Origin of the sequence: Massilia aurea (assembly GCF_024753205.1) — a bacterium.
Lineage (GTDB): Bacteria > Pseudomonadota > Gammaproteobacteria > Burkholderiales > Burkholderiaceae_D > Telluria > Telluria aurea.
Map to the genome: position 1 here is coordinate 144,815 of NZ_JANUGZ010000006.1, position 24,594 is coordinate 169,408.

Below are 24,594 nucleotides of genomic sequence, written 5' to 3' on the forward strand. Positions count from 1 at the left end.
GCTGTCCGGATCGGATCGATGCACTCAAGGCTCGCTGGCAAGCCGCACCAGTGTCCAGCTGCTGTGCCGGCGAACGCGTTGTGCGAACGATGCACGTGGCAGCAGGCTGCCCGCGGCAAACCAGCGCGTGCCATCGAGCGCATCGCTGTCGTCACAGCGCCACCATCCGCTGGCCGGACAAGGTGCACTGCTTTGCGCGACGCTGCCGATCAGGGTGTCGCGATGTGGCATCAGGTCCGTTTCGGGCGTCACGCCGGACGTAAAATCAGGCTCCAGACCGGTCGCAAGACCGGGCCCAAGGTCAGACGCATCAAGGGGCGCGAGATTGGGCACGAGATCGGGCTCGGCTAACCCGGTCACGGCAGGCGCTGGTGCGGCCTGAACCGGTACGCGCGGACGGTGGCGCTTGTCCGCCAGGCGCCAGCGGGTCGGGCTCCGGCTTTCATAGCTGGGCTGCAAACCCCTGACCCGCTGCCAGACGGTTGGTTGCGGCAGCAGCAGCGCTTGCGGCATGCGCTTGCCTTCGGCGATGAACTGGCGTTGCCCGTTGTAGACGCGCACGCGGGCGTTGACCTCGGTGCATTGCCACCAGCCCGTGTGCGGACAACTGTCACCGGCAAGCGCGATGGCGCCGAGCGCAGTGGCCGGCGCTTCAACAGCCGCTGGCGCCTGGAGTGCAGTTGGCCGCAGCCGCAGGCTGCCGGCGATCCGGTCCCACAAATCGATCAGCGCCTGCTCGGACAACGTCGACTGCACCGGCTTGCCGCCACCCGTCGGATTGGTGCCGGCGGCCAGTTCCAGTGTCATGAACGGCATGTTGAGATCGGATTGGCGTCCGGGCATTTCCCATTGAAACGAATAGCCGGTTGTGAAATTGGGCTCGCGCACCCGCATGACCAGTTCATCGCCGTCAAGGCCATTGATGGCGCGCGCCGCTTCGCGCAGATGCGAGAACGCAAGCTGCATGAACAGCGGCCGGCGGTCGGCCGTGATCGCATGCCGTTCGAGCAGGCGCGGGGCGGGCGTCACCCCTGCCATCGACGAGAGCACGATACTGACGTCAGGATGGCCCGGCAGGCCGGCGAACAGCACGACGCTTTCCGTGTCGGCGTCGTCATACGGGTCGAGTACGATGGCGTGCCCAAGGCAGAATCCCGGCTCGCGCGGTATCTCACCGGGCCGCATGGCGCGAAACCGCCGCAGCACGCGTACCAGCCCGGCCTCGCTGCCCGGCGCCATGCCCTGCGCCTGCGCGTCAATGCTGACGTGGGGGAGTCTCAGCAGGCCATGCACGTCCACGTCTTCGATCGCCAAGATGTGGCCGTTTTCGATGGTCTGGGCCGGGCGCCGGTTGTGCACGAACACCTTGCCCTGCCCCGTCGCAGATAGCAAGTCCTTCGCCGACTCGAGCTTGCCATACTCGTCTTTCCCGTCGAGTAGGGTGTTCTCAAATGCACCGAGACGTTCCGCGAAATCGTCATCCGTTTCACGGTCGGTGCTGGCGACATCGTAACCGCCGACGAAGCCACGTCGCAGACGCACCGTCGCCTCGGCGGGAAGGTCGATCAGGAAACGGCCCACGCAGACGGTCTTCATCGTGCCGGTCATCTTTGCCACCTTTTGCCTATCCTCGTCGGTCTGGAACGAGTTCGCGAGAAAGGACACCAGCGTCAGGGCTGACGCCATCGCTATACCGACCCAACGCACACGGCGGCTCTTCAGCCGCTTCATCGGACTTCCTGAACGATCTTGACGATGAGATGGCGCGTCAGCAGCAGCATGTCTTCGTGCTGGAAACTGTCCTGGTGCCGGAAACCCGTTGGTGCGAACGCGCCGCGCACGTGCGATGCCGCCCCTGCGCCAGATTGCAGCGGCACGGTTTCATCGCCTTGTTCGTCCTGCGGCCACAAGACAAAGCGCAGCCGGACACCGTTCGCGGTTTCTACCTCGCGCGTGTCAGCACTGCCTTTTCCACCATCGGCGACCAGCTTTGCCGCCCGCACGTTTGCGGTCGTGAGCACTGCCGGCGACGTCGAGGGCATGCGCGCCACCCAGCGAATCTTGCCGTAGGCTTTCAGCGTTTTGTCCGCGCCGTAAAAGGCGTAGGAGTGGCGGTGATAGTACGGCGTGCTCTTGCCGCCCTTGCCTTCGACGCCCAGAACCTTGCGATGAAAGCGTTCCGCCTCGTTGATTGCGTCGAGAATTTTCTTGACAGGCCCGCCATGTAGCTTGGCGTAGCGCTGCGCCGGGTCCGCCAACGCCGGGTCGATCATCCGGTGCCACGACGTCATGTCCCGATACATATCATAGGGATTGCCATCCGGTAGCGACACCATGTCGCGCATATCCTCGTGCGCGCTCACGCCGCGCAACGTTTTGATCACCAGCCACGGCGCCGGATAAAGATGATTCGGCAGCAGTTGCAGCAGGCCGGGCGATACCGCCATCACCGGCATCGTCTTGGCGCTCGTGTCGCCCGCGATGTCGGCGAATCCGGACGCCGCAAAATTCACCAGTGGCCCGTTGCTGAAATTGCCTGCCTCGGTACCGCAGGCCATGCGCCGGTATGCCACGGGCGCGCCCAGCGCCGGCATCACGGCGTGCACGATGCCGGCGATGTCCGAGGCGCCGCCTGCGCCCTCGCTCAGGCGCGCGCAGGCACGCGCGACCAGCCCGCCCATCGAGTGCGTCACCAGGATCACGTGGCGGCATGCATGCTTGCGGTCGGTCCAGAAGGCCCGTATCCCGTCAATCCGTGCGCGCAGGCTTTTTGCCGCCACGTCGCACGATGCCAGCCAGTTGTAGCCGAAGGCATAGACGGGATACTGGTAGCCGGCGTATTTTTCAAGTTCGGCTTCGGTGACATGCTCGATCTGCCGCACGCCCCAGCGTTCGGGGTCGCATTGCATGACCCGCTTCCAGTGCAGGCGCACCAGGCGTGCACCCTGGGGCGAGAGCTGGAACGTCTTGTCCAGGTTGCGTTGCAGGTCGACCAGCAGCGCGCCGTACGAGTCGGCGTGGATTTCCCCCCAGCCCCGCTCCCGCATGACGTCGGGCTCCAGGCCGCAGAGCGGGAAGTCGAGTTCGCCGTCAGGGTCCACCTCGAGGATGGCGGGATCGAGGATGCGCTGGCGCAGTGCAGGCGCGCGCGTTTCCCATACGTCGGCCTCGCGGTATTTGCCGGCGAGGTGATTGGGTGGCCGCCATGCCGGCTCGCCCGCGCGCAGCGCGTCGTCGTCACGCTTGTTCAAATTGGCACGCGCCCGCAGGTTCGAGCCCATGCTGCCGGGAACGAAAATGACGGGAATGACCTTGCGCGATCCGATCGTCACGCGGGCGCGCACCTTGAATGCAACCGGCGTGGCGACTGTGTGGGCTACCAGGCTGCCGTCGCGCTCGACGGTGGGCTGGTGGATGGGCCGGGTTGGTTCGCTCATGCTCTGTCCGTGCCGGCGGGCGTCGGATTGCTGGACTGGTCATCAGCCAGCAGGCGGATTTCGATGTCGCCCATCGCGTAGCTGTGCAGGATGCCCGTGCGGCCTTCATCGTCGGTGATGCCTTCGATGCTGGTGCCGTCCTCGTGCTGTGCGATATAGCGCTGTCCCCTGGCCGGCAGATTGGTCTGGCGATCGATGACCACCACACGCTCATCGGTTTCGAGGATGGTGGCCGGCAGCTGCAGGCCAGCCGGCATGCCACCGCCGCCCGTCAGGTAGTCGACGCTGGCGGCTTTGATGACGTGGTTGCCGCTGCTCTGGTGCGTGATCGCGCCGCCGTGCCAGTCGGTTTGCGTACCCTGCGACACCACCTTGACCGACGGCGCTTCGAGCTCGATGCCAGTGGCGGCGATCAGGCGAATCCGGTTGGACGACTTGATCTCGATATCGCCCTTGTGCGTTTCGACGACGATGTCGCCGCGCGCCGTGATCAGCTTCATGCCGAGGTCATACGCGAACAGGCTGAGCGCGCGCGACGCCCGCAAAAACAAGCTGCGCCCGGCCGCCAGTTCCGTATCGCCGGTCGAGACGATGTCGATCTTGGTCCGCGCGCCCAGCGCGATGGCGTCGTCGCTGGCCAGCACCACCCCGGCCGGCGCGCTCACCGCCACCATCGGCGCGCCGCCCTGCGCCAGGCCTGGGGCCACATTCGAACCGTCGTGCCAGTGACGCAAACGCTCGGTGAGCTCGGCCAGGCGGGGGCTGGCCGCATGCTCTTCGCCATGCGCGCCCGCCAGCCGCCCCAGTTCGTCGAGTACGCCGTGCATCACCTCAGCGATGCCGACCAGCGCGCCGCGCTCGAGCTGGGCGCCACCATCGGCGTCGCTGCCCCCGGCACTGAGCAGGATGCCTTCACCGCCGCGCACGGCAACGGCCTTGCTGCTGCGCAGTTCGGCGCCCTCACCGCGTGCACCGGCCGTGCCATTCGAGCGCGGGTCGGACAGCCAGCCCAGATTGAGTTCGGCAGCAGCGTGGTCGCTGGCCAGCTGCACGCCGATCTGACCGGGCGTGTCGTCGAACAGTAACTGCCCGCCACGCGCACCGCCAATTTCACGGCTGCGCATGCCGGCCAGGTAGCGGTTGCCCGGCAAACCACCCGCGCGGCTCAGCGCCGGCGGCTGTGAACGCTCGTTGTACAACTGCGACAGGATCACGGGCCGATCAGGATCGCCCCCCATGAACGCCACCAGGACTTCGGTGCCCACGCGCGGCATCCCGAGCGTGCCCGATTGCTGCTGGCTGCCGGCGCCAGCCCCGGCCCAGTTGGACGCAACGCGCACCCAGGCCGAGTCGGCCGGCGTACCCGACGCCCCTGCACCATGCGCATGCCGGTGGTCGTCGGTACGCATGCCAGGGAAGCGGATCTTGACCCGGCCCAGTGCATCGCAATGGACTTCTTCGCCGGGCGGACCGGTCACGATGGCGCTTTGCAATTGCGGATGCGGCAGATCGGTGCGCGGATCGAAACCCGGGGCGAGCGGGATGCCGCGCCGCACCGCGTCGAAGGTGACCCGCACCCGCATGGCGCCGGATGCAAGCGAAGATGCGGGCGCGTGCGCCGGCGCGGGCCCAAGCGCCGACGCCGCAAACCCGCTGTCGGCGCCAGACAGCGCCGTTCCCATCAGCCGCCGCACGCGCTGCGCAACGTCAGCCGGCAGGTTGTTCTCGGCCTCAACGTGCAGCGCGGTGATGACGAAGTCGCGTTCGGCGGCCGGATGCGTGTCGATCTCGGGATGGCCGCTGAGCGTGAACCACTCGCCGGCGCGCAGGTCGCGCACGGTGCCCGCGCCATGAAAGCACTTGGTGTCGAGCTCGTGCCGGTTCATGCGCAGCTGCCCCAGGCGCCAGTGGTCTTCGACGTCGTTGCCGGCATGGGGCATCTCGACCTGATAGTCGTCCAGACTGGCCGCCAGCCCGTTGCCGCTGGGTCCCTGGTCGGCCATGCCGCGCGCAGTGGCCGTCATGAAGCTGGTGCCCAGTGGATTGCGATAATCCCAGCTGTGCCGCGTCGTGCTGCCGGCCTGCAGGCGGCGCGCGGCGCACCACGAGACGATCGTGTCGCGCTCTTCGCTGGCGCCGCCCTGGTGGTAGCGCACGGCGCCGGCGCTGTTGCGGGGCAGCGTGCTGGGATCGTTGAACAGCACCAGCGTGTGGGCGGGCGACGCGTCACGTTCGCTGCCCGGCGCCCTGCTACGCGCGTGGCCGGGGCGGAAGGTCCAGGCCACGCCACGCCGGCGCAGCAGGCGGCGCACGAACGCGGCGTCGGACTCGTTGTATTGCATGGTCTGCTCGCGCGGCGGAAACTGGCGCGGGTCGAACAGCGGATCGAGTTCGTAGTCGAAGGCGCTGGCCAGCACGCTGTTCGACAGGCGCCATTCATCGAACAGCACCTGCACGATCTCGAGTTCGTTCTGATAGCGAAACACGCGGCTGTTGATGCGCTTTTCCATGATCGCCAGCGCGTCGCGGATCACCAGCTGGTACACGCCCAAACCGCCGTCGAAATCGCCCGCGCGTGCTTCGGCCACGATGCCGCACACACTGCGCAAGCCGCCACGATCGGTGACGAGCCCGACCTCGGCCGGCAGCGCGATCAGTTCCTTGAGCGGCAGGCGTGGTGTGGACGCGACGCAGGTGACGGTGTACTCGAGGCCGCCGCAAATGGCTTCGCTGCCCGTAACACGCTGCGGCAACAGCACAGCAGCAAGTGGATGATCAGCATGGCCAAGACGCAGCCGGATGGGTCGGTGCGTCCCCGATAGCGAACGGTCGTTCTGCAGCATGCGCAGGAATTCGCTGGCGCTGTCCACGTGAATCTCCTGTCCATGCAATGCGCTTCTCGGGGAAGCACATCTTGGCACGCCGTACTGATGGCGTTTTGTCAGGTGTCAGAAATGCCAGACGCCGTTTCGGGAACTTCGCCGGGCCGCCTGGCTAGACGGCGGCGCACAAGCCGGCCAGGCGCGGAATGGCGGCCAGCGAGGCGCGATGGGCAGCGATGCGCACGACATCCGTGTCCACGCCGCGCAATTCGGCCAACGCCGCGCCAATGCCTGGCAGGTTCTCGGGGCTGTTGCGGCCCGGATGAATCCAGCTGGGGGCGATGTCGGGTGAGTCGGTTTCCAGCACGATCCAGTCGAGCGGCAACTCGGTGGCCAGGCGCCGGATCTGCAGCGCGCGCGTAAAAGTCAGGTTACCGCCGAAGCCCAGGTGCAGCCCGAGGTCGATGAAATTCTGCGCCTGCTGGAAGCTGCCATTGAACGCATGCGCGATGCCGCTCGGCGGGCGAATCTGGCGCAAGTGCTTGAGCACCTGGTCCTGCGAGCGGCGCACATGCGTCATCACTGGCAAGCCAAAGTCGCGCGCGATGCGCAGCTGTTCGCGGAAGAACCGCGCCTGCTTCTCGCGCATCTCGGGCGTGGTGAGTTCGGGGATGAAGAAATCCAGGCCGATTTCACCGATGCCCACAAAACGCCGATCGCCCATGGCCGCTTCGACGCGCGTGCGCAGGTACGCCAGGTCGTCGTCGCTTGCCTGCGGCACGCACATCGGGTGAATGCCCAGCGCGTAGCAGGCGTTCGGGCTGCCTGCAGCCAGGGCCGCGACCGTATCGAAATTGCCCCGCTCGACCGCCATCATGACGATCATCGAGACACCGGCAGCTTCGGCCCGGCGCGCGACGCCAGCGCCATCGCCACCGTATTCGCGGGCGTCGAGATGAACGTGCGTATCGATCCACATGGCGTCAGCCCTCCGCTGCCTGCAGCCCGTGCTCGGTCATGCGCAACACACGGTCGCAGCGGCGCGCCAGTTCCATGTCGTGCGTGACGATCACGAACGCGGTGCCGAGGGTGCGCGAGAGTTCGAGCATCAGGTCGAAGATGATCTGCGCGGTCGTGTGATCGAGGTTGCCGGTCGGTTCATCGGCCAGCACGCAGGCCGGTTGCGTGACCAGTGCGCGCGCCAGCGCGACCCGCTGGCGCTCGCCGCCGGACAATTCACCCGGGCGGTGCATGACGCGTTTGCCGAGCCCCACGCGCTCGAGGATCGCCTGCGCCAGCGTCAGCGCTTCGGCGCGCGGCATGCGGCGAATCAGGAGCGGCATCATGACGTTGTCGAGCGCCGTGAATTCGGGCAGCAGGTGGTGGAACTGGTACACGAAGCCGAGCGCCGTATTGCGCAGTTCGCCGCGCCGGGATTCGGACAGGCTCGCAAAATCCTCGCCGCGCAGGCTCACCGTGCCGCTGCTCGGCGTATCCAGGCCGCCCAGCAGATGCAGCAGCGTCGACTTGCCCGAACCGGACGCGCCCACAATCGCCACACGCTCGCCGCGGTACACGGCAAAGTCGATGCCGTCGATGACGCGCACGATGGCATCGCCCTGGTTGAAGGTCTTGCCCAGGCCACGGCAGGCCAGCACGGGTACGTCGTCCGTTTTGTTCACGTCGTTCATCGCATTGTTCTTCACATTATTCATAGCGCAGCGCCTCCGCCGGTTTCACGCGCGAGGCGGCCCAGCTTGGGTAGATCGTGGCCGCAAAGGCCAGCACCACCGACACGATGCCGATGGTGACGACGTCCGGCGTGTACAGCTCGGACGGCACGGTACTGATCAAATAGATATCCTTCGACAAGAACTCCACGCCCAGCAAGCGCTCGATGAACGGGACGATGACACCGATGTTCTTGCTCACGCCCACACCCATGGCCACGCCCGCGAGCGTCCCGAGCACACCGACGACCGCGCCCTGCACCATGAAGATTTTCATGATCGAGCCGGGCGAGGCGCCCAGCGTGCGCAGAATCGCGATGTCGGCCTGCTTCTCGGTTACCGTCATCACCAGGCTCGAGACCAGGTTGAAGGCGGCCACCGCGATGATCAAAGTCAGAATGATGAACATCATCTTTTTTTCGGTCTGCACCGCAGCGTACCAGTTGGCATTGAGCTTGGGCCAGTCGCGCATGACCAGGTCGCCCTTCATCGAGGCCTTCAACTCGGCCGCAACTTGCGGCGCTTCGCGCATGTTGGCGATGCGCAGGCGCAAACCCGATGGCGCCCCCTGCCGTTCAAGGCGCTGCGCATCTTCGATGTGCACGAACGACAGCGCCGCATCGAAATCGAAGTGCCCGGCCTCGAAGATGCCGGCCACCGTGAAGCTGCGCGTGCGCGGCACCATGCCGGCTGGCGTCACCTGGCCCTGGGCCAGCACCATGGTGACCTTGTCGCCCATGCCCACGCCCAGCGCGCGCGCCAGCGCATAACCGAGCACGATGTTGAAGCTGCCGGGCTTCAAGGCATCGAAGCTGCCGGCGCGGATCTGCTTTGCCACCGTCGATACATTGTCTTCGACGCCCGGCAGAACGCCGCGCACGATCGACGGGCGCATGATCCCGTCGCGCACCAAGAGGCCCTGGGTCTCGACGAATGGCGCCGAACCCAGCACGGCCGGATTCTGCGCCGCTTCCTTTGCCTTGGCCTGCCAATCCGGCATGCTGCCCGATGCATCGAACACCTCGATGTGGGCCAGCACCGACAGCATGCGGTCGGTGACCTGTTTCTGGAAGCCGTTCATCACCGACAGCACGATGATCAGGGCGGCCACGCCCAGCGCGATGCCGGCCACGGAAATGAGCGAGATGAACGAAATGAAGCTGCTACGACCGCTGCTTTTGCCGGCGCGCGTGTAGCGCAGGCCGACCTGCCACTCGTACGGCAGTTTGTGGATGATGCTCATGAATTCTCGTGCGTCAGATTGGAATCGGGGCAAACGACAAAGGCGCGGTTACTCATAGCGCAGTGCCTCTGCCGGTTTCACGCGCGAGGCGGCCCAGCTTGGGTAGATCGTGGCCAGGAACGACAGCAGCACGGCCACGCCGCCGATCCAGCCGACGTCGGCCCACAGCAGTTCGGACGGCATCTCGCTGATCAGGTAGACCTCTTGCGACAGAAAATGCACGCCCGAGATGCGCTCGATGGCCGGCACGATGACGTCGACATTGAGCGCCACCAGCACGCCCAAGCCAACGCCGAGCAGGCCGCCCAGCAGGCCGACCAACGTGCCCTGCACCATGAAAATTTTCATGATCGCTCGCGGCGAGGCGCCCAGCGTGCGCAGGATGGCGATGTCGGACTGCTTGTCCTTGACGGTCATGACGAGCGTCGAGACCAGGTTGAACGCGGCCACCGCCACGATCATCGTCAGGATAATGAACATCATGTTCTTTTGCGATTGCACGGCGGCGAACCAGACGGTATTGACCTTGGTCCAGTCGCGCATGATCAATTCGCCCGGCATTGACGTTTGCAGTTCGTACGCCACGCGTGGCGCCTGGTGCAGGTCTTGCAGGCGCAGGCGAATGCCGGCCGGCGCCGTGGCGCCCGTGGCCACCTGGGCGTCGTCGATATTGATCAGGGCAAGCGTGGAATCGAACTCGAAATGGCCGGCCTCGAAAATGCCGGACACGGTCAGCGCGCGCGTGCGCGGCAGCGGGTTCTCGCCTGGCGTGCTGGCGCCGCCCAGGATACCGCTGCTGGCCACGAGCAGCGTGACGCGGTCGCCCACATCGACGCCAAGTGACTTGGCCAGCGCGCGGCCCAGCACCACATTGAATGAGCCGACGCGCAGCGATGCGAAATTACCGGCCTTCATCTGGCGCGTGATGTCCGATACCTGCGCTTCTTCGACGGGCGCCACGCCGCGCAGCAGCGCGGGCTTCATGACACCATCGACCAGCAGCATCGATTGCGCGTCGATGAACGGCGCGGCGGCCTTGACCTCCGGGTTGCGCAGCGCCTGCAGGCTGGTGGCGCGCCAGTCGGGCAGCGCGCCGCGGCTGTCGAAAATCTCGACGTGCGCCAGCATCGACAGCATGCGGTTGGTGACTTCCTTCTGGAAGCCGTTCATCACGGACAGCACGACGATCAGTGCGGCCACGCCGAGCGCGATGCCGGCCACCGAGGCCATCGAAATGAAGGAGATGAAGCTGTTGCGGCCGCTGCGCTTGCCGGCGCGCGTGTAGCGCAGGCCGATCTGCCATTCGTAGGGGAGTTTGTGGGTGATGCTCATGCTGTCCGTGTCGACCGATCCGCTGTATTCCGCTGTATTTTTGTATTGTGGCGCAGCGCCGGGCTGCATCAGCCCGGCAGTTTGCCAGACAAACCGGGATTGTGGCGCAATTATCAAAAACTCACTAGGGCATTCCAGCGGGCATGCGGGTGGAGAATCAGGCTGGCGATCCGCTGGCGGCGACGATTTGCCCTAGAATAGCGGGATGGCTCATATTACGCTCGTCCTGCCGTTCGCTCTGCCGCTTCCTGAATTTGCTCCCGACCTGATCCGCGCGATGAACACGCCGGCGCTGGCGCTGCTGCTCTCGCGTACGTCGAGTGCCACCCGCGCCCGCACAGCCGAACATACCCACGCCCTGCCCCACGAAACCTGGCTGGCGCGCGCGCTCGGCCTGGGCGCCGCGGGCCGGGTCGACGTGGCCGTTGCCGCCATGCGCGGGTTCGGGCTGGAACCCGAGGGCGGCAACTGGTACATCGTGTCCCCCGGTCACATCCAGATCGCCCGCACGCACCTGACGATGGCCGATACGCGCCAGGTTCCGCTGGCCGATGACGACAGCCGCGCGCTGTTCGCCACGGCGGCCGAACTCTGCGAAAGCATTGGCCATGCGCTGCGCTATGGCGATGCGCAGACGTGGTTTTTGCGCGCCGACGACTGGACCGGTTTCGAGACCGCCACGCCCGACACGGTCGTCAACATGGACCTGACGGATTTCATGCCGAAAGGCCAGCAGGCGCTGGCCTACCGGCGCCTGCAGAACGAAGTGCAGATGGCGTGGCATGCGCATCCGGTGAACGCCGCGCGCGAAACGCGGCGGCTGCCGATCGTGAACGCGTTCTGGGTTTGGGGCGCGGGCCGGACGGCGCCGGCACTCAAGCAGCCGCTGGCCAGTGTCGCGGTGCCGGGCTGGCTGGGCGCGCTCGGCGAGCAACGGCTCGACACGCTCGACCGGCTGGCCGATCTGCTGTCGACCGACCGCACGCTGGTCGTCGGTCCGCTGGCCGAAGCGGCGCAGGCGGCCGACTGGGGCGTCTGGCTGCAGGTGATGGGGCAACTGGAAGAAACGCTGTTCGCGCCGCTGCTGGCTGCCGTGAAGGCGGGCCGCGTGAGCAAGCTGACGCTGGTGCTGAGCAGCCGCGAAGGCCTGCTCGAGACGACGACGGGCGCGCTGGCGCAGCGCAAATTCTGGCGCAACCCGACGCTCGACGCACTCAAGTAAGCGCACTGATACAACTCGACCGAGACAGACATTGACACTGAAGACCCGACTTTCCACCCGTCCCTGCCCGTTCCGCACCTCCGAACTGCTGCGCCAGGATGGCGTGCACCCCGTACTGGCGCGCATCTACGCATCGCGCGGCCTGCTCGATGCGCGTGAGCTTTCGAGCGAACTGGCGGCCCTGTCGCCGCCGTCCGGCCTGAAGCACATCGACGCCGCCGCCGCGTTCCTGGCTGACGCCATCGGCGCCGGCAAGCGCATGACGATCGTCGCCGACTACGATTGCGACGGCGCCACCGCCTGCGCCGTCGCGCTGCGCGGCTTGCGCGCGATGGGGGCGCAGGTCGACTACATCGTCCCGAACCGCTTTGAATACGGCTATGGCCTGACGCCCGAAATCGTGGCGCTCACCGCGCGCGAAAATGCGCCCGACATCATCGTCACGGTCGACAACGGCATCGCCAGCGTCGATGGCGTGCTCGCGGCAAATCAGTTGGGCATCGACGTCGTCGTCACCGACCACCACCTGCCGGGCGATGTGCTGCCGGCGGCGCGCGTGATCGTCAATCCGAACCAGCCCGAGTGCGGTTTTCCGAGCAAGAACCTGGCCGGCGTGGGCGTCGTGTTCTACGTGCTGCTGGCCCTGCGCGCCGAACTGCGCCGGCGCGGCGTGTTCGACGCGCAGACGCAGCCCAAGCTCGACAGCCTGCTCGACCTGGTTGCGCTGGGCACGGTGGCCGACGTCGTCAAACTCGACGCCAATAACCGCATCCTCGTCGCGCAGGGCTTGAAGCGCATGCGCGCGGGCCGCATGCATGCCGGCGTGGCGGCGCTGTTCCGGGTCGCCGGCCGTGAAGCGCGCTGCGCCACGCCGTTCGACCTGGGCTTTGCCGTCGGCCCGCGCCTGAACGCGGCCGGCCGCCTGCAGGACATGGCGCTCGGTATCGAATGCCTGACCACCGACGACGAAGGCCGCGCCTGGGCCATCGCACAGCAACTCAACGAGATCAACCTCAAGCGCCGCGAAATCGAAGCCGAGATGCAGGACACCGCGCTACTGCACCTGGACACGTTCGAGCCGACCGGCGCCAGCACGATCACCGTGTTCGACGAAGGCTGGCACCAGGGCGTGATCGGTATCGTCGCCTCGCGCCTCAAAGAAAAATTTTATCGCCCGACGTTCACCTTCGCACCAGCGGGCGACGGCATGATCAAGGGCTCGGGCCGCTCGATTCCGGGCTTCCACTTGCGCGACGCGCTGGACCTGGTGTCCAAGCGCGTGCCGGGGCTGATCGACAAGTTCGGCGGCCACGCGATGGCCGCCGGACTCTCGCTGCGCCACGACAATTTCGACACCTTCTGCCAGGCGTTCGAAGCGGTTGGCCAGGCCTGGCTCAGCGAAGCGCAGCTCGAACGCATCATCGAAACCGACGGGCCGCTCGAGGACGAGTTCTACTCGACCCAGTTCATCGAACTGATGGACGGCCAGGTCTGGGGCCAGGGCTTCGCGCCACCGGTTTTCTGCGACGAATTCCGCGTCGTCAGCCAGCGCATCCTGAAAGAACGCCACCTGAAGCTGCAACTGGAAAAGAACGGCCGCCGCTACGACGCCATCTGGTTCGGCCACACCGACAGCCTGAGCGACCGCGCCCGCGTCGCCTTCCGCCTCGACGCCAACGAGTACAACGGCGTCACCAAAGTCCAGCTCCTGGTCGAGCACGCCGAATCCGCCTGACAGTACAGGCCAAGCCCCTGAGCAATTGCAAAACAATTCGACTCTGACCCTAATTGCAGGTCGCTCGAATTGGGGCAATTGCCCAATAGTTCGACTCTGACCCTAATTATCAGGCGGGCTCTGCAGCAAACGTAACAATTAGGGTCAGAGTCAAATTGTTTGACAACTATTTGCGGGCGGGATACTTACAGGCGACATGATCCTGGCGTGTTCGCTATGATGAGCCGGTTTGCCGGTTTGGCCATTCCCCCTTCATTCCCTGTGCGCTGGCTGGCTGCTGGCGGGAGCATGCATGTTTTCGATCATTATCAATTTCGTTGGCTCGCTGATGCATTTTTATGTGGCGCATCGCCTGTACGCGCTGGGGCCGGTTCGCGCGCGCGTGCCGGCGCGCGTCTGGTGGGTGGGCGCCGTGGTGCTGTGGGCGTTTTATTTGTGGGGCGTGCAGCTCGGCGATGCGGCGCTTGACTGGCGCTGGTGGCCGGGGCAGTTTTCGATGACGTGGCTGGGCGTGCTGTTTTGCATGACGCAGTATCTGCTGCTGGCCGACATCATCACGGGCTTCGGCTTCTGGCTGCGTACCTGGGCCCCGCGCATTCTGGCCCTCGGCGCGATCGCGGGCGTCTCGGTCAGCGGTTTCGCGATCTTCCAGGCGATGCGTGCACCAGCGATCGTCGAGCAGGAAGTCACCCTGCCCGGCCTGCCCAAGGCGCTCGATGGCACCGTGCTGGTGGCGATCAGCGATACGCACCTCGGGGCCCAGCGCCGCGCAGAGTGGCTTGGCGCGCGGGTTGATCAGATCAATGCCGTCGATCCGGATGCCGTCGTGATGCTGGGCGATCAGGTCGAAGACGAGCCGATCAACGACGCCCGGCTCGCACCTGTCCTCAAACGCCTGCGGCCCGCCATGGGTGTCTGGGCCATTACCGGCAACCATGAGTACTATGGCGACGCCGGCGGCACGATTCACGAGTTCGCAGCCGGCGGCGTCAAATGGCTGCGCGACCAGCACGTCGAGATCGCACCGGGCCTGCACCTGGCGGGCCTGGACGATATCGGGCGTGCCCGACGCGGTGGGCGCGACGTCAATGCCGGTCTCGAACGCACGCTCCCCAAGCCACTGGACGGCGCGACCATTCTGCTCTCGCACATCCCGGATCCCGGCCTGATCGAGCGCGCCGCGCAAAAGGAAATCGACCTGATGCTCTCGGGGCACACCCACGGCGGCCAGGTCTGGCCATTCACCTATCTGGCCCAGCGCGAGTTTCCCTACCTGGTGGGCTGGTATCGCATCGGCCACATGCAGCTGGTGGTCAGCCGCGGCGCCGGTGGCTGGGGGCCGCGCATGCGGCTCTGGCAACCGGGCGAGATCGTCAAGCTGACCCTGCGCGCCCAGCCCTGACCTGGGCGTACGACCACCCCGCCGCCACTCACGGCGCGATGGGTGGCTTGTACGTTTGCCCGTGCCGCATCACGAAGAACGCATCATCCGCCACGCCCTGCGCCGCGCGAGCCAGCGCCAGGTCGCGCGGCGCCTGGTCAAGGTGCTCCTGTCCCATCGGATACGTCCCCCAATGCATGCCCACGCTGCGCTTGATGCGCAGCTCGCGGTGGATGCGCACCGCCTCGTCGGGACTCACATGCGAATTGCGGTACCACAGCGGCTGGTAGGCGCCGATACCGATGGCCGCCAGGTCGAAGCCACCGAAGCGCGCGTCGATGTCGCCGATGTCCTTCGAATAGCCCAGGTCACCCGAGAAGAAGAATGCAAACCCCGGACGCGTAACGGCAAAGCCGCCCCACAGCGTCGCATTGCGGTCCCATAGCGAGCGGGCCGACCAGTGATGCACCGGCAGCAGGTGCAGTTCCAGTCCCCGGTACACCGTCTTTTCCCACCAGTCGAGCTTGACGGTGCGCGAGCGGTCGCCACCCGTCACGTTCTTCTCGAGCCAGACGTCCACGCCCAGCGGCGCCACCAGCAGCGGCGGCCCGCCCGGCTGGCGGTACAGCGCGCGCAGCGATGCCTTCGACAGGTGGTCATAGTGTGAGTGACTGAGCAGGACGACGTCGATGCGCGGCAAGTCGGCCAGTGCCACACCCGGCGCCTGATGGCGTTTGGGTCCCGCGAACGGCAGCGGCGAGGCACGCTCGTCGAACACGGGGTCGGTCAGGATGTTCACGCCCGTCCCGCTCTGGAACAGGAATGTCGCATGGCCGATCCAGGTCAGCGCCGGCTCGCTGCGGTTGGCATGAATGAAGGCCAGATCGGGCGCCACCGGCGCAATCGGCGCCAGCGGCGCCCGCACGGCGGCGTCCTCGGTCCAGTTGGCGATCCGCGCCGCCCAGCCCTCGAAGAAGCCGCGCGGCGGCCGTTGATACGCCGGGTTGGAGGGATAGTTGTTCACAAAACCCTCGACCCGATGATGGGTTTTGGCGGCGTCGTAATACGGATTGCGGTGCGCACAGCCGCTCGCAAACAGCGCGCACGCAAGGACGGAAGCAGACAGCAAGGGAGTCAGTATGGTGTGCATGCGGCAATGCTAGAGGCGTCAAAAAAGCCAGTATAGGCGGTGTTCAGGCCGCGTTGCCAACCGCGCGTGGGGTGCGAATCGCCGCGTCGTTTCGGCGCGTAACGACGCGTCTTTTATGAACGCCCAATGTTCTTTCTCGCTGCTTTACGGTAGGATAGCGCCTTTTCCCGGTCACGATCGTACGCTGGCGCCCGCGACATTGGCATGACCTTACCGGTGAAAAATTCATTGCCCGAACCCCGTGCGCAACGCACTTGCCGGGTTCCTCGACTGGAAGCGAATGGAGAAGTCCGCGATCCCCCGGCCGCCTAGACATCATGCGATCCTTCTCGGCGGCCTGCTGCTTGCCGTGCTGGTGCTCGTGATCGCGGCGGAGGCGCTGCGCTGGCGCGCCACGTCTGGCGCAGCCGCCATGGCAGCTGCCGTGCCGACTGTGCCCACCCTGAACACGACCAGCCCTGGCCGCGTGACGCTCACCGAACTCTCGCACGCCCACATCCCCGCGCCGCGCGGCATGCCATCGGCCCACGCCAGCACGCTCGCCGCCCTGCCAGGCAATCGCATGCTCGCGTTCTGGTGGGCCGGCAGCCGTGAGAGCGGCCCGGATGTCAAAGTCTTTGCCTCGACCTGGGGCCATGGTGCGTGGAGCGCGCCAAGGATGGTCGCCAGCCGCGATACGCTGGGCGCCGAACTGGGTTTCGGCGTGCGCCGCATCGGCAACCCCGTCGCCTGGACCGACCGCACCGGCAAGATCCACCTGTACGTAGTGGCCACGGGCCTGGGCGGCTGGGCCGCGGCGCGCATCGCGCACCTGGTGTCGAACGACCAGGGCGCCACCTTCCACGTGCGCCGCATCCTGCCGACCTCGCCCCTGTTCAACACGAGCGCGCTGGTGCGCACCGCGCCGCTGATGCTGAGCGATGGCGGCTGGTGGCTCCCTGTGTATTTCGAGATCGGCAACAAGTACCCGATGCTGATGGCGTTCGACGCCGATGGCAACCCGACCACGCTGGCGCGCATCGGCAACAGCACCACGACACTGCAGCCGGCCCTCGTCGCCATCTCGAAGAACGAGGTGCGCGCCTTGATGCGCGACGACAGCGAACAGCAGCTGGTCCAGCATGCAGCGAGTCTCGATGGCGGCGCCACCTGGCGCGATCTGCCTGCACTCGACCTGCCCAATTACAGCACGTCGGTCGCCGCGATACGTCTTTCCAGCGGTCAGTTTCTGATGCTGCATAATCACGTCGAAGGCGGCGCATCGGCGCGCAGCATCCTGCGCCTGTCGATCTCGGACGACATGCGCACCTGGCGCACGATCGCCGATATCGCCAAGGGGCCGGCCGGTGACGAATTTTCGTACCCGTCGATGCAGCAGGTCGGCAACGAGCTGCACATTACCTACACATGGCAGCGCCAGGCGATTGCGCACCATCGCTACCGTATTCAACCGGAAGGTTCCACCTAGATGACACTGCCGGATCTCGCAAGCCAGATCGTGTACAGCCGCATTGGCTGGGCGATTGTCACGGCCGCCGTGGCCTGCGCGCTGTGGCGCGGTGCCGCGCCGCTCGCGCGCACCGGGGTGGCTGCCATCCTGGCTGGCGCACTGGCCCTGATGGCGCTGCCCGGCAACCTGTCGCCCGCCTGGTACCTGGGTCTGGCGTTCCAGTATCCCAGCGGCTTGCTGGTGGGCTGCTGCCTGGTGCGTCTGACGGAGCGCTGGAACGGCGCCCGCCGCAGCGCGGCCATGCCACCATCGCTGGCGGGCGTGCTGGCCGTCGCCGGGACACTGCTGTACCTCGACGCAGTCGGCTTTCTCACGAGCGGTTACTATTACGCCGGTTTCGGCGGCGTCCTGGCGCCGGTCGTCGCGGTCATCATCGCCTGCGCCTGTGCCCTGGCGATCGTACGCAATCATGGGCGCGGGATTGCGTCAGCGGTGCTGGGCGCCGTCGTCCTGTTCTCGGTGCTGCGCCTGCCAAGCGGCAACCTGTGGGACGCCCTGCTCGACCCGCTGCTGTTTGGCTGGGCCATTGCCGCGCTGCTGGCCGGCGCGCTGCGCCGTACGGGGCGCCGCGCCGCTGAGCGCAGCCCATCAAGTCATGGCGATCCCGATCCCGCACCGGGTCCCGTGCTGCAGCCAATCGCGGCTGAACATTTTACGTCTCTGAAGGAGCAAGTTGGTGGTCAATAAGTTAGCAGTCAATCATCCCTGGTACAAACATCCGGTCATCATGTCGGCCACCATCATCAATGCATTCGTGCTGCTGCTGGCGCTGGCATGGTCGGGCAATCCGCACGAACTCTCGCGCCTGCTGGTCGAGGATGGCATCGTCGAATGGATGCAGTTCCTGGCGTTCTCGCTCACGTCGGGCCTGCTCGGCTACGTGGCCGTGGACCGCTGGAAGAACGGCGGCATGCGGCTCGAAGTGCTGGTGCTGCTTGGTCTGACTGGCCTGGTCGCCGTGGCTGCGCTGGAAGAAATCAGCTGGTTCCAGCGCATCCTGCAAATCCAGTCGCCCGAGTTCTTCGTGCAGAACAACCGCCAGGCTGAAACCAATCTGCACAACCTGGGCTTTGGCGAGGAAAGCCTGCACAAGGCCGTGCTGCTCAAGATCATCCTGATTTCGGGCCTGATCCACAACCTGTTCCTGCCCCTGCTGGCGCGCAAGCGGCCGGCGGTGCGCACCTTCGTCGAGCGCTTCGGCCTGTACCTGCCGCCGCTGGCCGCCTCGATTCCATACCTGGTGCTGGTGATCCTGTCACACCTGCTGATCGACCATCCGCGCAAGGGTGAATTGGGCGAGACGTTCGGCGCCGTGCACTACCTGGCCACCGTGTTCGGCGCCTACTTCGTCGGCGTCGCCTACGACAAGAAGCCGCTGTTTGCCGGCCTCGATGCACGCCGCGTGTCAGTGCTGTTTACGCTCCTGATGTTCTACCTGCTCATGACGGGCTGGATGCTCAGTGCCGGCGCTGGCGCAATCGTCACCGCCGTGGGCGCCGACTGATTCACGCCTCGCGCCCGGGCGGCCCGGTGCGCATTTCCGATGCATGGCTTGCGATTGACCCAGAATTGGAGTATAAATACTCCAAAACCGGAGAAATCATGAGCCTTGCCTATGCCTACCCCAAGAGCCGCTTCGAGCCGGCGACGCTGGTCGACCTGACCTCAAAGGCCGAACGCGAGCGTTTGTCGCGCTCGGCCCTGACCGGCTTTTTCCGGCTCGCCACCGCCTGGGGCCTGCGCGACGACGATGCACGCGAGCTGCTCGGCGGCCTGTCCTCGTCGTCGTTCTACGACTGGAAGAAAAACCCCGACCGGGTACTCGAAGTCGACCGCATCACGCGCATCTCGTACCTGCTCGGCATCTACAAAAGCCTGCACATCCTGTATGGCGACAAACTCGCCGACGAATGGGTGCGCCTGCCCAACACCAACCCGATTTTTGCCGGCCGCACGCCGCTCGCCTTCATGCAGGCCGGCGGCCTGCTGGCGATGCAGACCGTGCGCAAGCTGCTCGACGCACGGCGCGGCGGCCTGTGAGTTCGCACGTCACGCCAAGGCTGACGCTGCTGCGCCAGCTCGACACCTGCCGCCTGATCCCGTCGCGCTTCGCCGATGTCGAAGACTCGGTGCTCGCCCCCCTGGCCGACAGCGACGATGCGCTGCGCGACCTGTTCGACCTCGATAACGCCACCAATGAACGCCTGCGCGCCGAATCCGGCCAGGCGCCTGGCATCGGCATGGACGAACTGGTGTTCGGCGTGCCGAACTTTCGGATCATCAATGCCGCGTTCACCTATGCGCGCCCGGAAGGCAGCCGTTTCAACGACGGCGAGCGTGGCGCCTGGTACTGCGGGTTCGACGCGGCCACGTCGCTGGCCGAAGTCATTTTCCACAAGACCGTCGAATACGCCGAGATCAACCGTTTCGATGACAGCGTCAGCTACCAGTGCCTGCTGGCCGACTTCAGTGCGACCTTTCATGACCTGCGCGGCATCGCTGCCTTCGAGGCCTGCCTCGACCCGGCCAGCTACGTCGCGTCACAGGCGCTGGCCAACGAGTTGCTTGGCGCCGGCTCGCTTGGCGTGATCTTCCCCAGCGTGCGGCATGCCGGCGGCACGTGCCTGGCGTGCTTCCGGCCGGCGCTGGTGGGCAACGTGCGCAAGGCGCACACCTATCGGTTAACATGGGCGGGTTCGCCGCAACCTGCGGTCGAGATTCTTTGACCAGATTTAACATGCACATGAAGACCAAACCCGAGAACGACACCGAATTGCACGACAAGATCAACCGAGAAACCGGCCGCGTCGCATGGAGCGAGCTGCAACGCCACTTTGCCAGCGGCAGCGTGGTGTGGGTGTCAGGCGCACTGGACCTGATCGATGTCGCGCTGCGCATCGCGCACGATGACCGTGACAGCATCACGCGCTGGATGGGCGACGGCCAGGTGGCCAAGGTCAGCGACGCGCAGGCCCAGGCCTGGCTGGCGACGGATGCGACGCTGTGGGCATCGGTGGTGAGCCCGTTCGTGCTGGTGCAGGATGAGAAGAAGCCGGTGCATTGAAGCGCCGGAGGCACCCGTGACTGCATGGCTACAATAATCCGGCGCCTATGTTAAGTTATTATTTTGATAGGATTTCGCATGGTTAGCGCATTTTCTCGCGACGACGGTGACGAGTTGGTGAAGGCAAACGGCAGCGTGGGTGTCAAGGCTGGCGGCGACGTGGAAGGTAGTGCCTACAATCCGATGGGCAACCCGGGCGTGGAGCACTGGAAGTCCAGTTCAATTTCCCAGTCGGGGTTCGCCAACCAGGACAATATTTTCTTCGCGGCGGTCGAAATGACGCGCATGCCGATGGTCGTGACCGACCCGCGCCAGAAGGACAACCCGATCGTGTTCGTCAACGGGGCATTTCTCGACCTGACTGGCTACACGCCTGACGAGATTCTGGGAAACAATTGCCGTTTTCTGCAAGGGCGCGATACCGACCGCGCTGTGATCGACGAACTGCGCACCGCGCTGGCAGAGCACAAGGCGGTGGCAGTCGATATCCTGAATTACAAAAAGGATGGCACCCCGTTCTGGAACGGGCTGTTTATCGGTCCGGTCTTCGACAAGGACGGCGAACTGCTCTACTTTTTTGCGTCACAGCTCGACATTACCTCGCGCCGCATTACCGAGATGTCCTACACGCAGGCGCAGAAGATGGAAGCCATCGGCCAGCTCACTGCCGGGCTGGCACATGACTTCAATAACCTGCTGCAAGTGGCGATCGGAAACCAGGAAATTGCACTCAAGAGTCTGTCCAATCCAGACCTGACCGGCAAGATGCTGGCGAAAAGCCAGGCGGCGCTGCAAAAGGCGACCAAGCTCACGCAGCAGTTGCTGGCGTTTGCGCGCAAGCAGCGCCTCGAGCCGCGTCTGGTCAACCTGAACAGCCACGTCATTGCATTCAGTGAAATACTGGTCGGCACGCTGGGCGAACAGATCGAGCTGCGCCTGGATCTGCGCCCTGCGCTGCCGGAGTGCTGCATCGACCCGCACCAGTTCGAAGTGGCCCTGCTCAACACCTTGATCAACGCGCGCGACGCGATGCCAAAGGGCGGCACCATCACCATCGGTACGTCGGTGCTGCGTGACAAGCAAAAAATCGAAGCACATCGCCTGCTGGGCGATGAGTATGTCGTTATCTGTGTTTCCGACACTGGCGAAGGCATGTCGCGTGACGTCATGGCGCGCGCCACCGAGCCGTTCTTCACCACGAAAGGCCCGGGTACCGGTCTGGGTCTTGCCATGGTGCATGGCTTCGCGGAGCAATCCCATGGCCGGCTGGAGCTCGACAGCGAAGTCGGCAAGGGCACCCAGGTACGCATGATCTTTCCGGTGGTCAGCCATGTGCAAGACGATCTGCAAGACGGAAACGACCCTGCGCCTGCGCCTGATGATCAGACACCAGGCGTTGCACCCAAGCGCGTACTGGTCGTCGACGATAATCCGGATGTGCGCGAAATGTCGGCGGCGTTCCTCTCTTCGCTCGGCTACGAAACAATGGAGGCGGAAAGCGGTGAAGCGGCACTGGTCATGCTCGAATCGACCACGGTCGACCTGGTATTTTCAGACGTCATCATGCCGGGCGGGATGAACGGCCTGCAACTGATCGACATTGTCCGGCGCACCTACCCCGGCGTTGCCACACTGGCCGCGACCGGTTACTCCGAAAACGCGCTGGAACGGCCTGATTCCGCGCCCGACCTGCAAATCCTGCCCAAGCCGTTCAAGCTGCACGACCTGGCTGACATGGTGAGCAAGTTGACCCAGTTGAGCCAGTAACGCCGCACGGGACAGCCAATAAAAAATGCCGGCCCCCGGGCCGGCATCCACCGCCGTCAAACGGCTTACTTCGACAGATCGACCGCGTACAGCGCCGTCCCCTTGCCGCTGCCATCATCGGCCTTCACCTGGCTGACATTGTTCAGCCCCGCCTCGCGCGCCAGCCCTTCCAGGCCTGGCGCCGAGTGAAACACCACCTGTCCCTTCGTCTCGACCCGCGCAAAACGCCAACTGCGCGCCGCGCCGTGCGACGCGCGCGTCAGCTCTTTGGCCGCGCGGATGTGCGCGATCAGGATGTCGCGGTTGTTGTCGGGCGACGCGATGACGACATTGCTGCCATCCAGCCCCGGGAAGCCGCCACCGCCACTGGCGCGGTAGTTGTTGGTCGCCACCAGGAATGCCTGCGCCGGCGCCACCGGTTTGCCCAGATACGTCAGGTTCACGATGCGCTCGCCCGGCTTTTTGGTCACGTCGATCTCGTAGCTGACATCCTTCGACGTGATCGTGTCGAAGTTAAAGCTCGGAAAGCGCGTGTTGACCAGCTCCTGCGGCGCGGCTACCGCCGGGTCAATCGTGTTGAAGCGCTGCGCCGCCGTCTCCAGCCACGCCTTCAGACCTGCACCATCGACTTTCACCGCATACAGCGAATTCGGGAACAGGTACAGGTCGGCCGCGTTATTCAGCGCCAGGTCGCCGGCCGGCACGTCGGTGTAATCCGCTACGCTCGGAAAGCCCGCCTTGAACGGCGCCGACACCGACAGCACCGGCACGCCGGCGTACTGCGGCAGGTTGGTCTTGACGTAGTTGCTCACGTACTCGGCCTGCGCGCGGTTGACGACTTCGAGCGCCGACGGATCGCCCACGTCCGCGAAATAACTCGTCATGCGAAACGCCGAGCGGCCCACGGGCGTTTTCACGTACGCGATTGTCGCTTCGTGCTCGGCGCGCACCAGGGCGACTACCTCGGCGTCCGGTTCGACGAAGGTCTTGGGTCCCGTCTGCGTGGCGCGTGCCTCCACGACGGTCTTGTCCTTGTCGACCGACCAGGTCTTGCCGTTGTAGGCCAGGTGCAGCTGGACGACGCCCAGATGCTTGCCCCACTGGCTCGGCATCACGGTCGGCACGCCGTGCACCAGTCCGCGCGCCTTGTCCACGCCCGGCAGGTTGAATTGCGAGACCGTGCTGTCGGCGTTCGGGAACAGCTGGTGCGCGTGCCCCATCAGCATGACGTCGATGCCCGGCACCTTGGCCAGGTGCCAGTTGGCGTTTTCCATGGCCGGAGAATACGGCGCGTCATCCAGGCCACCGTGCGCCAGCGCCACGATCAGCTGCGCGCCTTTTTTGCGCATCTCCGGGATGTATTTTTCGGCCGTCTCGCGTACGCCCGCAGTGACCACGCGGCCTTCCAGCCAGCGCTTGTCCCACGCCATGATGTCCGGCGGCGTGAAGCCGATGATGCCGACCTTCACCAGCGTCTCGACCGGCTTGCCATCGGGGCCGCGCGCCGTGATCTTCTTGTCGATGATCTGGTACGGCGCGAACAGCGGCGCTTTTGTTTGCAGGCTGTTCACGTTGGCCAGCACGATCGGGAACGCCGGTCCGGCGCAGCGCGTGCCCTTGTCGACGCCCTTGACCTGGAACTGGCTGCCGGTGACACGGTTCAGGAATGGCAGGCCGTAGTTGAATTCGTGGTTGCCGACCGTGCCGCCTTCGTAGCCCAGCGCATTCATGATCTTGTAAATGCCCAGCACCTCGTTGCAGGCGGGCGGCTTGACCAGCGCCTGGTAGTCGGCGAACGCCGTGCCCTGGATCGTGTCGCCGTTGTCGAGCAACAGCGTGTTGGCGAATTCCTTGCGCGCGGCCTTGATCAGCGTGGCGGTGCGGTCGACGCCGATCGACGGCTCGGCGGCCAGCTTGTAGTAGTCGTAGCCGACGACGTTGGCGTGCAGGTCGGAGGTTTCCAGCACGGCCAGCACGGCGGTGGCGCCGGCCGGCGCCTTGGTAGCAGCGTGGGCGGGAACAATAAGGACCAATGGGGCGAAGGTAGTGACGAGCGCGGTGCTGATCTGATGACGCAGGGAGCGGTTCATGGGGAATCCGGGTAACGAGACCGCGCGATGGTACCCCTTGCCCTGCCGCCGGGCAAGCCATAGCGCTACATTGGGCTACGCGTCGGGTATAATCCCCGGTTCGATTCAACC

At 65.4% G+C, this 24,594-nt stretch carries 19 protein-coding genes; 10 read left to right on the forward strand and 9 right to left on the reverse strand.

Features of this window, described 5'->3' with window-relative positions; genetic code table 11:
- Positions 1-24: 24 nt before the first annotated feature.
- The 7 genes from NX775_RS22280 to NX775_RS22310 all read right to left on the reverse strand — a co-directional run bounded on the left by NX775_RS22280 (position 25) and on the right by NX775_RS22310 (position 10,564).
- Entirely contained in the window at positions 25-1,731 is a 1,707-nt protein-coding gene (locus NX775_RS22280) for a T6SS immunity protein Tli4 family protein (protein ID WP_258837967.1), read from the reverse strand.
- Positions 1,728-3,437, reverse strand: coding sequence for an esterase/lipase family protein (locus tag NX775_RS22285; RefSeq protein ID WP_258837968.1), 1,710 nt, complete (start codon positions 3,435-3,437; stop codon positions 1,728-1,730). Before NX775_RS22285 ends, NX775_RS22280 begins: the two co-directional genes overlap by 4 nt.
- Positions 3,434-6,307, reverse strand: coding sequence for a type VI secretion system Vgr family protein (locus tag NX775_RS22290; RefSeq protein WP_258837969.1), 2,874 nt, complete (start codon positions 6,305-6,307; stop codon positions 3,434-3,436). The genes NX775_RS22285 and NX775_RS22290 overlap by 4 nt, the downstream gene beginning before the upstream one ends.
- 124 nt (positions 6,308-6,431) lie before the next feature.
- Positions 6,432-7,238, reverse strand: coding sequence for a TatD family hydrolase (locus NX775_RS22295; RefSeq protein WP_258837970.1), 807 nt, complete (start codon positions 7,236-7,238; stop codon positions 6,432-6,434).
- A 4-nt stretch (positions 7,239-7,242) separates the two neighbouring features.
- Positions 7,243-7,950 (reverse strand): lipoprotein-releasing ABC transporter ATP-binding protein LolD, encoded by a 708-nt coding sequence (gene lolD / locus NX775_RS22300; protein WP_258837993.1) that lies wholly within the window; start codon positions 7,948-7,950, stop codon positions 7,243-7,245.
- Positions 7,951-7,966: 16 nt separating this feature from the next.
- The gene (locus NX775_RS22305; RefSeq protein ID WP_258837971.1) at positions 7,967-9,232 is read right to left on the reverse strand and encodes a lipoprotein-releasing ABC transporter permease subunit; all 1,266 of its coding nucleotides are present in this window, start codon (positions 9,230-9,232) and stop codon (positions 7,967-7,969) included.
- A gap of 48 nt (positions 9,233-9,280) precedes the next feature.
- Complete coding sequence (locus NX775_RS22310; protein WP_258837972.1) at positions 9,281-10,564, reverse strand: lipoprotein-releasing ABC transporter permease subunit; 1,284 nt, start codon at positions 10,562-10,564, stop codon at positions 9,281-9,283.
- A gap of 205 nt (positions 10,565-10,769) precedes the next feature.
- Between NX775_RS22310 and NX775_RS22315 the strand changes: the two genes are divergently transcribed.
- The 3 genes from NX775_RS22315 (at position 10,770) to NX775_RS22325 (ending at position 14,923) form a co-directional block, all read left to right on the forward strand.
- Positions 10,770-11,786, forward strand: a complete 1,017-nt coding sequence (locus tag NX775_RS22315; protein WP_258837973.1) for a hypothetical protein — start codon at positions 10,770-10,772, stop codon at positions 11,784-11,786.
- 31 nt (positions 11,787-11,817) lie between these two features.
- On the forward strand, positions 11,818-13,521 hold the full coding sequence (recJ, locus tag NX775_RS22320) for a single-stranded-DNA-specific exonuclease RecJ (protein ID WP_258837974.1): 1,704 nt from the start codon (positions 11,818-11,820) through the stop codon (positions 13,519-13,521).
- Between the two features lie 292 nt (positions 13,522-13,813).
- Entirely contained in the window at positions 13,814-14,923 is a 1,110-nt protein-coding gene (locus NX775_RS22325; protein ID WP_258837975.1) for a metallophosphoesterase, read from the forward strand.
- Positions 14,924-14,951: 28 nt separating this feature from the next.
- Here NX775_RS22325 and NX775_RS22330 read toward each other — a convergent pair whose 3' ends face one another.
- On the reverse strand, positions 14,952-16,052 hold the full coding sequence (locus NX775_RS22330; RefSeq protein ID WP_258837976.1) for an MBL fold metallo-hydrolase: 1,101 nt from the start codon (positions 16,050-16,052) through the stop codon (positions 14,952-14,954).
- A 241-nt stretch (positions 16,053-16,293) separates the two neighbouring features.
- Here NX775_RS22330 and NX775_RS22335 point away from each other — a divergent pair, with 241 nt between their 5' ends.
- The 7 genes from NX775_RS22335 to NX775_RS22365 all read left to right on the forward strand — a co-directional run bounded on the left by NX775_RS22335 (position 16,294) and on the right by NX775_RS22365 (position 22,393).
- Positions 16,294-17,520 (forward strand): sialidase family protein, encoded by a 1,227-nt coding sequence (locus NX775_RS22335; protein WP_258837977.1) that lies wholly within the window; start codon positions 16,294-16,296, stop codon positions 17,518-17,520.
- Positions 17,521-18,249 carry a hypothetical protein gene (locus tag NX775_RS22340; protein WP_258837978.1) on the forward strand — a complete coding sequence of 243 codons (729 nt, stop codon included), beginning with the start codon at positions 17,521-17,523 and terminating at the stop codon, positions 18,247-18,249.
- Positions 18,239-19,066: a hypothetical protein gene (locus tag NX775_RS22345; protein ID WP_258837979.1), complete on the forward strand. Its 828-nt coding sequence runs from the start codon at positions 18,239-18,241 to the stop codon at positions 19,064-19,066. The genes NX775_RS22340 and NX775_RS22345 overlap by 11 nt, the downstream gene beginning before the upstream one ends.
- A gap of 98 nt (positions 19,067-19,164) precedes the next feature.
- Positions 19,165-19,602 carry an MbcA/ParS/Xre antitoxin family protein gene (locus NX775_RS22350; protein WP_258837980.1) on the forward strand — a complete coding sequence of 146 codons (438 nt, stop codon included), beginning with the start codon at positions 19,165-19,167 and terminating at the stop codon, positions 19,600-19,602.
- Complete coding sequence (locus tag NX775_RS22355) at positions 19,599-20,288, forward strand: RES family NAD+ phosphorylase (RefSeq protein ID WP_258837981.1); 690 nt, start codon at positions 19,599-19,601, stop codon at positions 20,286-20,288. The genes NX775_RS22350 and NX775_RS22355 overlap by 4 nt, the downstream gene beginning before the upstream one ends.
- A 17-nt stretch (positions 20,289-20,305) precedes the next feature.
- Positions 20,306-20,626 (forward strand): DUF2288 domain-containing protein, encoded by a 321-nt coding sequence (locus tag NX775_RS22360; protein WP_258837994.1) that lies wholly within the window; start codon positions 20,306-20,308, stop codon positions 20,624-20,626.
- A 78-nt stretch (positions 20,627-20,704) separates the two neighbouring features.
- On the forward strand, positions 20,705-22,393 hold the full coding sequence (locus NX775_RS22365; protein WP_258837982.1) for a PAS domain-containing protein: 1,689 nt from the start codon (positions 20,705-20,707) through the stop codon (positions 22,391-22,393).
- A 65-nt stretch (positions 22,394-22,458) separates the two neighbouring features.
- Here NX775_RS22365 and NX775_RS22370 read toward each other — a convergent pair whose 3' ends face one another.
- The gene (locus NX775_RS22370; protein ID WP_258837983.1) at positions 22,459-24,483 is read right to left on the reverse strand and encodes a bifunctional 2',3'-cyclic-nucleotide 2'-phosphodiesterase/3'-nucleotidase; all 2,025 of its coding nucleotides are present in this window, start codon (positions 24,481-24,483) and stop codon (positions 22,459-22,461) included.
- Between the last annotated feature and the right edge of the window lie 111 nt (positions 24,484-24,594).

What these genes read in the sequence shown, in the direction of transcription:
- NX775_RS22280 (WP_258837967.1), bottom strand. Translation starts at nt 1,731, where the DNA reads ATGAAGCGGCTGAAGAGCCGCCGTGTGCGTTGGGTCGGTATAGCGATG.
- NX775_RS22285 (WP_258837968.1), bottom strand. Translation starts at nt 3,437, where the DNA reads ATGAGCGAACCAACCCGGCCCATCCACCAGCCCACCGTCGAGCGCGAC.
- NX775_RS22295 (WP_258837970.1), bottom strand. Translation starts at nt 7,238, where the DNA reads ATGTGGATCGATACGCACGTTCATCTCGACGCCCGCGAATACGGTGGC.
- lolD (WP_258837993.1), bottom strand. Translation starts at nt 7,950, where the DNA reads ATGAACGACGTGAACAAAACGGACGACGTACCCGTGCTGGCCTGCCGT.
- NX775_RS22305 (WP_258837971.1), bottom strand. Translation starts at nt 9,232, where the DNA reads ATGAGCATCATCCACAAACTGCCGTACGAGTGGCAGGTCGGCCTGCGC.
- NX775_RS22310 (WP_258837972.1), bottom strand. Translation starts at nt 10,564, where the DNA reads ATGAGCATCACCCACAAACTCCCCTACGAATGGCAGATCGGCCTGCGC.
- NX775_RS22315 (WP_258837973.1), top strand. Translation starts at nt 10,770, where the DNA reads ATGGCTCATATTACGCTCGTCCTGCCGTTCGCTCTGCCGCTTCCTGAA.
- NX775_RS22325 (WP_258837975.1), top strand. Translation starts at nt 13,814, where the DNA reads ATGTTTTCGATCATTATCAATTTCGTTGGCTCGCTGATGCATTTTTAT.
- NX775_RS22330 (WP_258837976.1), bottom strand. Translation starts at nt 16,052, where the DNA reads ATGCACACCATACTGACTCCCTTGCTGTCTGCTTCCGTCCTTGCGTGC.
- NX775_RS22340 (WP_258837978.1), top strand. Translation starts at nt 17,521, where the DNA reads ATGACACTGCCGGATCTCGCAAGCCAGATCGTGTACAGCCGCATTGGC.
- NX775_RS22350 (WP_258837980.1), top strand. Translation starts at nt 19,165, where the DNA reads ATGAGCCTTGCCTATGCCTACCCCAAGAGCCGCTTCGAGCCGGCGACG.
- NX775_RS22360 (WP_258837994.1), top strand. Translation starts at nt 20,306, where the DNA reads ATGAAGACCAAACCCGAGAACGACACCGAATTGCACGACAAGATCAAC.
- NX775_RS22365 (WP_258837982.1), top strand. Translation starts at nt 20,705, where the DNA reads ATGGTTAGCGCATTTTCTCGCGACGACGGTGACGAGTTGGTGAAGGCA.
- NX775_RS22370 (WP_258837983.1), bottom strand. Translation starts at nt 24,483, where the DNA reads ATGAACCGCTCCCTGCGTCATCAGATCAGCACCGCGCTCGTCACTACC.